General features: G+C 33.5%; 9 protein-coding genes. All 9 read left to right on the forward strand.

Features of this window, described 5'->3' with window-relative positions:
- Positions 1-235: 235 nt before the first annotated feature.
- The 9 genes from AVL50_RS29885 to AVL50_RS29925 all read left to right on the forward strand — a co-directional run bounded on the left by AVL50_RS29885 (position 236) and on the right by AVL50_RS29925 (position 11,870).
- Positions 236-3,862 (forward strand): glycosyl hydrolase 115 family protein, encoded by a 3,627-nt coding sequence (locus AVL50_RS29885; RefSeq protein WP_062621269.1) that lies wholly within the window; start codon positions 236-238, stop codon positions 3,860-3,862.
- 163 nt (positions 3,863-4,025) lie between these two features.
- Positions 4,026-4,865 carry a YARHG domain-containing protein gene (locus tag AVL50_RS29890; protein ID WP_062621271.1) on the forward strand — a complete coding sequence of 280 codons (840 nt, stop codon included), beginning with the start codon at positions 4,026-4,028 and terminating at the stop codon, positions 4,863-4,865.
- The gene (locus AVL50_RS29895; RefSeq protein ID WP_062621388.1) at positions 4,846-5,355 is read left to right on the forward strand and encodes an O-acetyl-ADP-ribose deacetylase; all 510 of its coding nucleotides are present in this window, start codon (positions 4,846-4,848) and stop codon (positions 5,353-5,355) included. Before AVL50_RS29890 ends, AVL50_RS29895 begins: the two co-directional genes overlap by 20 nt.
- Positions 5,356-5,481: 126 nt before the next feature.
- On the forward strand, positions 5,482-6,063 hold the full coding sequence (locus AVL50_RS29900) for a Crp/Fnr family transcriptional regulator (RefSeq protein WP_062621272.1): 582 nt from the start codon (positions 5,482-5,484) through the stop codon (positions 6,061-6,063).
- 69 nt (positions 6,064-6,132) lie between these two features.
- Positions 6,133-7,095, forward strand: coding sequence for a ketopantoate reductase family protein (locus AVL50_RS29905; protein ID WP_062621273.1), 963 nt, complete (start codon positions 6,133-6,135; stop codon positions 7,093-7,095).
- Between the two features lie 5 nt (positions 7,096-7,100).
- The gene (locus AVL50_RS29910; protein WP_062621274.1) at positions 7,101-7,544 is read left to right on the forward strand and encodes an NADAR family protein; all 444 of its coding nucleotides are present in this window, start codon (positions 7,101-7,103) and stop codon (positions 7,542-7,544) included.
- Positions 7,545-7,557: 13 nt separating this feature from the next.
- On the forward strand, positions 7,558-8,004 hold the full coding sequence (locus AVL50_RS29915; protein ID WP_062621275.1) for an AAA family ATPase: 447 nt from the start codon (positions 7,558-7,560) through the stop codon (positions 8,002-8,004).
- Entirely contained in the window at positions 7,994-8,752 is a 759-nt protein-coding gene (locus tag AVL50_RS29920) for a tRNA(His) guanylyltransferase Thg1 family protein (RefSeq protein WP_062621276.1), read from the forward strand. Before AVL50_RS29915 ends, AVL50_RS29920 begins: the two co-directional genes overlap by 11 nt.
- Before the next feature lie 319 nt (positions 8,753-9,071).
- Positions 9,072-11,870, forward strand: a complete 2,799-nt coding sequence (locus AVL50_RS29925) for a T9SS type A sorting domain-containing protein (RefSeq protein ID WP_062621277.1) — start codon at positions 9,072-9,074, stop codon at positions 11,868-11,870.
- Positions 11,871-11,914 lie beyond the last annotated feature (44 nt).

Genomic DNA, 11,914 nt, shown 5'->3' on the forward strand with positions numbered 1-11,914 from the left:
GTTGATGGTCGAAATTAAAGAACTATTCCCAAATCCACAAACATCAATATAGTTTGAAGTTGTTTTAGATTTGACTGTAATGTTTTGTTTATCAGTTTTGTATGTTTTGTTTTAAACGGTTAAAAAACGTAATTCTATCTTTTTTAATTTGTTAGATGAGCACTTGCCTATAATTTCGAAGAGAACAATTCCTTTTCCAAGGGATATTTTTTAGTATAATTAGATTAGGCAAAATATGAAAAAGAGATTAGAGGTAATCATAAGTATAATGATTGCCTTAACATTGATTAGTGTGGATACTTTTAGCCAAAATTCATTTCCACTATTTAAAGATGGAAAATTGGCGGACATTTATGTTTCAAAGACTTCCGCTCCCCAAATTCTTAGAGCAGTACAAGATTTACAGAATGATGTTAAGATGGTTACGGGACAAAAGCCAAGAGTAGTTTCTAACCTTAAGGAAGTAGTAAATAATACAATTATTATTGGAACAATCGAAGATAGAAATATCAATAAGATGTATAAGAAAGGAATTCTTTCAGAGGCAGATGAAATTGAGAATAAATGGGAGTCTTTTCTTTTAAAATCGGTTCAAAAACCTGTTTCAAAAATTAATAATGCACTTGTTTTAGTTGGAAGTGATCCTATGGGAACAGTCTATGGTATTTATGAAATTTCTCAACGAATAGGAGTTTCACCTTTGTATTGGTGGTGTGATGTTGTACCTCAGCAAAAAAAGGAAATTATCATTGAAGATTGTTTATTACTTCCCAAAGAACCTTCTGTAAAGTTCAGGGGAATTTTTATAAATGATGAAGAGGCACTTACGCAGTGGAGTGAGAATACATCAAAAGATAAATTACATGGCAATCCAAGTCCTGAAGTTTACCAACGAGTGTTTGAACTTTTACTTCGTTTAAAAGCAAATACAATTTGGCCAGCAATGATGAAAAGAAGTAGCTATTTCTTTGAATCAAAAAATGAAGATGGGAAACCAATAAATCCCTTGAATGCAAAAAAATATGGTATCTATGTGGGAAGTTCTCATTGTGAAAATATGGCTCGAAATAATTACGATGAATGGCATGATTGGGCAGAAGCTCACGCTGATCAATACGATGCTAAAGGAGTTCCTGTTTGGGATTATACTGTTAATCCAAAAACCATAGAAGCATATTGGCAGGAACGATTGGAAGAGTCTAAAGACTATAACATGATTTATACTCTAGGAATAAGAGGTGTCCACGATTCTCCATTTTTATATGAAAATTTAAAGAACCCGACTTTAGAGAATAAAGTAAAACTTTTACAAACTGTCATTGATCGACAACGTCAGATGATTAAAGAAACTTTTGGAGCTGAAGATGCCGTTCCACAAGTTTTTGTTCCTTATGAGGAGACAGGAGAATTATACAATGGTGAAAGCAAGGATGGTAAAGAAAAATGTGAAGGAGTAAGCATACCAGAGGATGTAATGATGGTTTGGACTGAAGATAATTTTGGATATGCAAGGCAACTACCTAGACCTTATGAGCAACAACGAAAAGGAGGGAATGGTATTTATTATCACTTAGCCTATCAGGGTTATCCTACAGCATATGATTGGTTGTACACTACACCATTACCATTGATTCAAGAAGAATTACAGAAAGTTTATGATGCTAAAGCTCGTCAATTTTGGATTGTAAATGTTGGAGATATTAAGCCAGCAGAACTAGGGTTGCAATTTTTTATGGAACTGGCTTATGATATCAACTCTTATCCCAAAAATACCTCCAAAGACTTTTTAGAGAAAAGTGCCCAACAGCAATTAGGAATTGATAATTACAAAGCGAAAGAGGTTGCTGATTTGATGACCACATTCCATAATCTTTGCCGACCTAAAAGACCTGAAGCTATGACTCCATTTTGGGATTGGACATTTCAGAATAATTGGATGTATCATTACTATAGTCTTTTTGATTTTGGAGATGAATCACAACGTCAAATTGAACAATTTGAAGAATTAGAAAATCAGGCAAAATCTATTTATGATGAATTAAAAACTGAAGCAAAAGCACCCTTTTGGCACCTTGCTTATTACCCCATTCGAGCTACAACATTAATGTTGAAGAAAATAGAGTACTACCGAAAAAACGTTGCTTATGCAAAACAAGGTCGTTTCAAAAGTGTGAATGCATATAAAGTACTTTCTCAAAAGGCAGAAGAAGAAATTCAAGCTGATTTAAAGTATTATAATCAACAACTGAAAGGGGGGAAATGGAATGGAATTATGGATCCATATGCTTTATACAATTTTAAAGAACGTGTTTTTGATGTAGCCAATATTCCTAACAATTTAGTTTATGATGAATGTTTTTCAGAGGAAGCCATATCAGATATAGGTTCAGTGTGTGAGGGACAAGTGAATGGTAATGAAAATGTTGAATTAAGATTTTCTTCCTTCGAAAATAACCAGCGTTTTATTGATGTGTTTAACAAGGGGGTTCAATCTCAAAATTGGGTAATAGAAACAGATGTTGAATGGTTGAATTTCACCAAATCGTCAGGTGAAGTAGAAGTCGAAGATCGAATTTGGATGAGTGTAGACTGGAGCAAAATTGATGTAGGTACTCATCAAACGAATATTAATGTAAGAGGGGAAAACGGTATAGTTAAGACATATCCTGTCAAAGCTACAAAGTTTGATTTACAACTAAGAGAAAAGTCGTATATGGAAGGAAATGGTTTTATAGCAATAGAAGCGGAAAATTATTCCTCAAAAAATAAAGTAAATGGAAAGATACAATGGGAGGAATACAAAGACTTTGGGTATACTGGTTCTTCGATGTTTACAAAAGGTGCACAGAAGATAGAAGGTAATATTAAGGAAAATTCACCAAGGTTAGATTACACTGTATACTTTTCAACAACGGGAACTTTCTATGGAGAATTATACCGTATTCCGACACTCAATGAAGGAAAAGAAAAAACGTGTCAAATAGCAATAGGTTTGGATGATGCAAGACCACAAATATTAAATGGAGTTCGTCACAAAGGTCAAAAGGTGACTGCTGTAATGGCTGATGGAACCAAGGAAACTTGGTCTTGGCATAAAAATGTATTACTTCAGATGGAGAAAATTCCATTTAAAATTACAGTGGATAAGGCAGGGTATCATATATTTTCAGTTTATCAGGTGGACAAAGGAATTGGCTTTGATCGAATAGTCATTTGTACAGACCAACAAGCTGAAACCACCCAAAAGAGGTCGTTGTTAGGATGTCCTGAAAGTTATAATACTTTCAATGACCAAAAAGAAAAAAACTATGCCTCGATACCTCAATTTTCCAATGAGACAACAAAAGTAAAAACCTATCCAAAACCAGAACCTCTTACCTCAATTAATTTAAACTTTGCGATGTATGCTATGCTAGACGCACACGATTTCGTACCTGTGAATCAAAGGCATATTTTTAATGAAAATATAAATCAATTTGGGTGGGAAAAGAAAGATGCAAAACATATCAAATTTTCACATAATGAATCTTCAGAAAGAATTCCTTTTTGGCAAAGAGATGGGCTTAAGGGGAAGAAAGAGTCCCATTTTTATGTTCGATTGAAAAAAGGTATTTATACCATTACATATTATATGGGAGATGCCCGAATCAAAGAAGAAATGATTTATAATCAAGGACTGAATTATAAAATGTCGTTTAAAATGAATGGCAAATTATTGATGAATAATGAAGACGTACTAACTGGAATTCAAAAGATAGAAACAGTTGAAGTAGAAATCCTTGAAGATGAACTTTTAACATTAACTCTTTCAGGGGATTGGATGATCAATGCAATGAAGATTAGACCCAAGAAAACGCATTAATACATTAACTATGCATGTTTGGAATTGAATGATGAAATACATTGAGTTCCAAACATGTTTTTGAGAATATTAGGATTATTATTAATTTAATTTTCAGTAAAATTATTACTTCACATTATTAGTTGAAGTATTTTTATTTTTGAGGTTAATGTTATTTATACTTATGCGAGCAACTATTTATTTCATACTTTTTCTCTTCACAATTAAATCTAACTCTCTTGCACAAGAGTCAACGTTTTTTGATGAGGTAAAAAAGCTTCAAGTTAATACTCAAATTCCTAATGAAATTGCAGAAAAGCATCTTGGTGCTACTAGAAATTATTTAGGAGAAATACAGCCTGTGTATTTGAGGTATAGAAGAGTATTTGATAGTTTGATCTATATTATTGTCGATCAGCATATATCAGTGGGGAATTATACCAACCTATATGTGATCAAGGATGAGGTAGAAAAAGCCTATAGTTTGGAATGGTCTTTTGATCAAGATGGAGCAAATGCAAAAGCGACATCTGCATCTTATCAATTCTTAAAAGATGATTTAATAGAGGTACACATATCAACAGAAACGGTTGCTGATACTTCCACATATGATGAAAATTTCAATATGAAAACGGGCTTCTCTTTTCATAATCAGAAAACCGTTTTTTCAGATCAATATCATTACTTACAACTTCTTCATAGTGAAGTGGTCATACTTGAGCCTTCAAAAACAATTAGTGAGCAACGGAAATATAAAATAGCTTCTTCTAAAATTTTGAATGAAAAAGACATCCAAAACTTATCCCAAAAGGAATTGAGGATTATGAGAAATGAAATTTTTGCAGATTATGGATACATTTTCAAATCTGCTGATATGAAGCATTATTTCTCTAGTTTTGAATGGTATAAACCAGAAAAGGTTGCAGTAACAGAAGAACAATTAACGGCAATTGAACAATTAAATGTTAAGTATCTTCTTGGAAAAGAAAAAGAAATTAAAAGTCATGATCATAGAAATAATTAAAGGGGATATTACCACTATGGAAGTGGATGCAATTGTGAATGCGGCCAATACATCACTTCTTGGTGGCGGTGGTGTTGATGGTGCAATTCATAGAAAAGGAGGCAAGCAGATTTTAGAAGAATGCCAGAAGATTAGAAACCGACAAGGGGGATGTAAAGTTGGAGAATCAGTAATAACTACGGCTGGAAATCTCCCTTCAAAAAAGGTGATTCATACTGTAGGACCAAGATGGAATGATGGTAAATCTAGCGAAGATGAAAAACTAAAATCGTGTTATATCACTGCTCTTCAAATTGCTGAAGAGAACAATATTACAACCATTGCGTTCCCCAATATCAGTACTGGCATATATCGATTTCCGAAGGGTAGAGCGGCCTCAATTGCTATAGATACAGTGAAACAATGGAAGGGCGAAAAGGTTGAAAAACTATTTTTTGTTTGTTTTGATGATGAAAATCTTAAGCTTTATCAGGATATAATTCAATATTGATCACTGTTTTGAGAAAAGGGCAGAATGCTTTTAATTTGAGGAAGAATAATCCATTCAATTATCACCCGTCCTTCTAGATTCTTAAATAATAGGATCTAGAAGAATAGAAGTTTCTGACTAATAATAATGAACAAAGCTTCCTTGAATCAATATTTTCATTCCTTATTTCCTATAGAAAAAGAAGTCGTGGAGAAGATCACCGAATCCTTTAGCTATTTTGAGCTTGAAAAAAATAAGGTATTAATTGATGTGAATACAGTGAGTACTCAAACTTTTTTTCTTGAAAGAGGTTATATGAGATCTTTTATTTTGAATGAAGATGGAGAACAAGTCACTACAAATATTTATACGGCTCCATGTTTTGTAAATGACTTCCTTTCTTTTTTTAAACAACAGCCTTCTAAAGAATCTTACCAAACCATTACAGAGTGTTCATTTTGGGAAACAAGTTTAGAAAACGTCCAATTCAACTTTCATAATATACCTGATTTTAGAGAGTTCTCACGATTATTATTTGTAGTGAATTATCACAAACTTAATGATCGTTTGATTGCCATGTCTAGCCAAAAAGCAGAGACAAGGTATATGAATCTGTTAAAACTACAACCTCATATATTCCAAAATGTATCTTTAAAAATTATTGCATCATACTTAGGCATCACGGACAGTTCTCTCAGTAGAATCAGAAGAGAGATTGGTAAAATCTGATTTCTTGTCATTTGTCAAGTAATTATAATTTTTGAATTATGGACATTTGCATAAAATCACATAATAAACATGGAAGCAAAAAACATAATAATTATTGGCCTTGGTGGTGTTGGAGGCTATTTTGGTTTTAAGATCAATCAAACCAATGAAAGGGCGCATAAGCATCAAGTATCCTTTATCGCGAGAGGAAAAACATATGATGTTGTAAAGAACAATGGATTGACTTTATTGTCAGAGGAGCATAAGATAAAAGTCACAAAGCCTGATTTTGTATTGCAAAATATTGCTGAAATAAAGGCCCCTGATCTGGTATTAATTTGCGTAAAAGAATACGACCTTGAAAACGTTTGTAATCAACTATTACACGTCATCACTGAGAAAACTGTAATTCTTCCAATGATGAACGGAGCGAATATTTATGATAGAATCAGAAAAATAATTCTTCACAATACTATCTTACCCTCTTGCGTTTACGTCGCTTCGCATATCAAAGAAAAAGGAGTAGTAGAACACAAGGGAAAAGCTGGAAAACTTATTTTCGGGAGAGATCCTCAACATTTCCATTCTGATGTTGATTGGGTAGTAGAGATCATTGAAAATAGTGCAATTGATTTTGAATTTACAGATAATTCTGAAAAAGCGATATGGACTAAGTTCTTCTTTATAGCAAGTTTTGGATTGGTGACAGCCAAGCATAATTCTTCAATTGGAGCTGTTTGTGCAGATAATGAACAAAGAATAGAAGCTACCAATATTATGAAAGAAATTAGATTGATTGCTCAGAAAAAAAACATACAATTAAAGGAAGATCTCATCGATCTTACTTTTAAAAAAGCCTCTTCATTTCCTTCATCGACACCCACTTCATTACAGTTGGATGTCAATTCAGGTAAAACCGAAAATGAATTAGAACTTTTTGCGGGAGCAATTATTCAGTATGGTAAAGAAACAGGTGTGGAGACCTCAGTAACACAGACCATCTTAAATGAAATAAAAGATAAATTAAAGAGTTTAAGTACTAAGCCAAAATAGAATAAATGCAGAGAGAAGAAATAAAATTTTATAGCGAAAATGCGAAATGGGGTGAGTTTTCTAACTTTGCCCTTTTTTCAGTTAAGATAAAAGGAAAGCTATGGAGCACTAGTGAACATTATTTTCAAGCTCAAAAATTTGAAGATAAAGCCTACCAAGAAAAAATAAGAAAGAGTGCTAGTCCAATGAAAGCGGCTGAACTAGGAAGGTCGAGAAAAGTACGTATCAAAAAGAATTGGGATAATATGAAAGATAATGTGATGTATGAGGCAGTCTTAGAAAAATTCTCTCAACATTATGAGTTAAAAGAATTATTACTTAGTACAAATGATGCTCTTTTAATTGAACATACCGAAAATGATGCATATTGGGGAGATGCAGGTGATGGAAGTGGAAAGAATCGTTTAGGAAAAATCCTCATGAAAGTAAGAGAAAAACTTAGACAATAAGAAACAAAAAGATATGCAAGCTATTATTTTTATTGGAATTCAAGCTTCAGGCAAATCTACTTTTTATAAGAACAATTTCTTCAACAGTCATATTAGGATAAGTATGGATCAGTTGAATACAAGAAATAAAGAAAGTCAGTTTCTGGCAACTTGCTTTAAAACACAATCAAGGTTTGTAGTAGATAATACTAATCCTTCTAAAGTAGAAAGAGAAAAATACATCCAACAAGCGAAGGAAAATAAATATGAAGTAGTAGGGTATTACTTTAGTACACCTATTCATGAGGCATTGAAGAGAAATGACTTAAGAACAGGTAAAGAAAAAATACCTGAAGTTGGTGTAAGAAGTTGTTATAGAAAAATGGAAATTCCGAAAATGCAGGAAGGCTTTGATAAGCTGTATTTTGTAAGAATAGTCAATGATGAATTTATAATAGAAGACTGGAAAGATGAGATTTGATGAATTAGATCAAAAATTGAGAGTATATGAAACGGCTTTTGATTTTTGTGTTCCACCCAATATTTATTTAGTGGCCAGAATTGATGGAAGAGGTTTTACAAAATTGACCAAACAAACTCATCCTTTTAAAAGGCCATTTGATGAAAGTTTTAGAGATATAATGGTGGAGACAGTAAAACATTTGATGAACTGCGGGTTTAAAGTCATCTATGGTTTCACACAAAGCGATGAAATTTCTTTACTGTTTGATCTGAATATTAACGCTTTTTCAAGAAAGTTGAGAAAGTACAATTCTGTATTGGCGGGTGAAGCAAGTGCAAAATTCTCTGTTTTATTAGGAGATATTGGTGCTTTTGATTGTAGAATTTCACAGTTGCCTCGAAAACAAGACGTGGTAGATTATTTCAGATGGAGAAATGAAGACGCCCATAGAAATGCACTCAATGCACACTGTTACTGGCTGTTGAGAGAGAAAGGACAGACGGCTGTTCAAGCTTCTAAGGCAATTGAAGGGAAATCAACTGCTTTTAAAAATGAGTTATTATTTGAAAATGGTATTAATTTCAATGATCTACCTAGTTGGCAAAAAAGAGGAATTGGATTTTACTGGACAGAAGTAGATAAAAAAGGTTGGAATCCTCTTAAAGAAGAAGAAGTGATTGTACGCCGAAATGCAATCAAAGTAGATTATGAAATTCCGATGGGTGAAAAATATAATCATTTTATTATGGATTTACTTCGTCAGTAAAATAGTAATACCAATCTTCTAATTATAAAGAAAGAGTAGTAATGTTTTGGAATTAAATTTCTAAAAATATTACTACTTTTTTCTTTTAAAAAGGGGGAGATTACATTCTCATTAAACGGTACATATTGAATGAGACCCTTAAACTGTCTAAATATTCCATTAAAGCAAAACGGTTTGATCTAATTTTAATGCAACTAGAGCAACATACAAATTAGGAATTCTTTTCTTCTGGAAGCATCCGTCTTCAATTGAAGTGAGTAACACCTAAACAATGAAATGAAAGGTAGTTATTACCGAATTAATTTACTTATACAAAACTATGAATAAACAAATACTCACTCTTTTCCTTTGGGTGTGTTTCAGTGCAATTTCTTGTGCTACTGAAATACATGTTTCTAAAAATGGGGATGATGCCAATTCAGGAACATCTTCAAGTCCTTATTTGACAATTCAAAAAGCGGCGAATGTAGCTAGTGCTGGTGATGTAGTGATCATACATGAAGGCATTTATCGTGAAACTGTTGTGCCCTCTAAAAATGGGACAGAGGGTAGCCCCATTGTTTTTAAAGCAGCGGAAGGTGAAAAAGTAATTGTATCAGCAGGAGAACTTATCAAAAGCTGGACACTGATGACAGATAATATTTATAAGGCAAATGTAAGTATGACGTTGGGTATGGAGCAAAACGCATTATTTTATAATGGAAACATGATGGATATTGCACGTTGGCCCAACAATGTTGATAATGATCCTTATACGCCTGATGCCGAATATATAAAAGGAGGTTCTGGTGCTCATATTGAATATGCAGGAATACCAAGTTTTGACTGGAGTGAGGGATATATCTGGTATTTAGGTGGACACTCTGGTGCTAGTTGGACAAGGAAAATTAATTCATATTCAACATCAAGTATTGAGTTTGATGCAGTTGACATAAATAAGTGGCCTTTTAGTGTACATAACCCAACAATTGAAAGAAATGGGCATAGAGGTATTTTCTACTTGTTTAATAGTTTAGATGCACTGGATATAGAAAGAGAATATTATTATGATGCTTCAAATCAAGAAGTATATTTTAAAGCACCTTCAGGTGAGAATCCTTCGGAAGGGCAATGTGAATATAGAGCTCGTAAATACACTTTTAAGTTAGAGAAAAATTACATCGTTCTTGACGGGATTGAGACGTTTGGAGGAATAGTACTGACTACTGGCAATCATAACGTTATCAGAAATTCAATCATCCGACATGGTATTCCAATTTTGGATGAATTGGATAATACAGACGCACAAATTGGATCTGGGGCAATTACTGTTGAAGGTCAAAATACATTGATTGAAAAGAACTTGATTGAATATGGAACAGCCAATGGAATATCAATGTTAGCTTCATGGAAAGGATCAAAGAATACAACAATTAGAAATAACATTGTTAGAAACTTCAATACCATTGGAATTCATGCAGAGCCTATCCGTTCAAATTGTCCAGGAACAGTGATTGAAAATAATACAGTATCTGGAAGTGGAAGAAGTGGAGTATATGTGAGTGGAGGAGAAGCCGTAATTGCTTACAATAATGTCTTTGATGTTATGAAAATGAATGCCGATGGTGGCGTTTTCTATACAGTAGGTAACGCAGATTATAAAAACTCTGTCATTCATCATAATTGGTTTCACAGTTCAACTGCCGCTCCGCATGCAGGTTATAAAGTGGCAGGGATTTATTTAGATAACCACAGTAAAGGATATGAAGTGTACAATAATGTAGTGTACAACGTATCGTGGTCAGGTATTCAAATTAATTGGGACAATTGGGGATTAGACATCTATAATAACTCAATTTATAAAGCATCTGAAGCCATGGGGCGATGGGAGAATGGCTATACTATGGATGATGTAGTTGTGATTAATAACTATGCAGACATTGCTCCTTGGTACGGTACAGATATCCAAGCAGAAAATATTATTGATCCCAATTCTCCGTTTGTAGACCCTGCAAATATGAATTTTGAGCCTGCTGAAGGTTCAGTGTTAATAGATGCTGGAAAAGTGATTGCTGATTTTACTGGCGATTATGTTGGTGATGCTCCAGATATTGGAGCTTATGAAAAAGGTGGTGAAAAGTGGATTCCTGGTGCAGATTGGGTACCTGTTACAGACCTTCCCAATATAAATTCAATTCGAATAGAAAGTGCTCCTCAATCTGTTGAAACAGGTAAAAGTTTTGATATAAAAGTAGGTTATGAATCAACAGCTTCTCATGAAATTATAGCAGTGACTTATTCACCTTTAGGAGAAGAATTGACAAAGCTTCAACAAAGCGTAAAAGCTGGTAAAGGATCGTTGGTATTCACCATCTCACAAGCATTCAACTGGACACCAGGTGAAAGTTATAAAGTTGAAGTGGGTATTAAAGAAGCAAGTGCAGGAGAGGGTAATTATTTAGCCCAAGATTCTTTTTCTTTTGAAGTGACAGGTGAAGAGGAAACAAAGTTATTCTCATTTCAGAATCAAGGTAGTTTTAATTATATCAGCGCTGCAGATCCAAGTTTGCTGAATTGTGAATCAGAAAATGTTGGAGACACCGAGTTATTTGAAATAATAGAAAATACGGATGGTACTTTTTCATTTAAAGGTCACAATGGAATGTATATCAGTTCAGAGAATGGATTGAAAGCATTGACTTGTCAAAGTACTACAATCGGTGAATTGGAAAAATTCATGATGGAAGATTTTGGTGATGATATTTATGCCATCAAAGGTAATAATGAATTATATCTAAGAAATAACATGTTCTGTACAAGTGAAGAAGCTACAGATTGGCAGAAGTTTAAACTAAATGGTTCTGATGATATCGTTTCTTCAAATGATACATTTGGAAAAGAAGGAGTAACGGTTTATCCTAATCCAACTGAAGGTGTTTTCCATATCAAGTGGGGACAGCTGACACAGAACTCAAGAATAATTGTGTACAATTTAATGGGGCAAGTAGTATTGGATAAAACACTTGCCCAAAGTGAATCGATTTCAACAATCGACCTAAAAGGTCAGAATATTGGTGTTTACCTAATCAAGTTAATGACTGAGGGTAAAATAACAACTAAGAAAATCAATATAATGTGATGTAATAGTTAAGTAGCTTACCGATTTAAAAGCAAAGCAGTATT

This window comes from Flammeovirga sp. SJP92 (genome assembly GCF_001583495.1).
In the GTDB taxonomy this organism is placed as follows: Bacteria; Bacteroidota; Bacteroidia; order Cytophagales; family Flammeovirgaceae; genus Flammeovirga.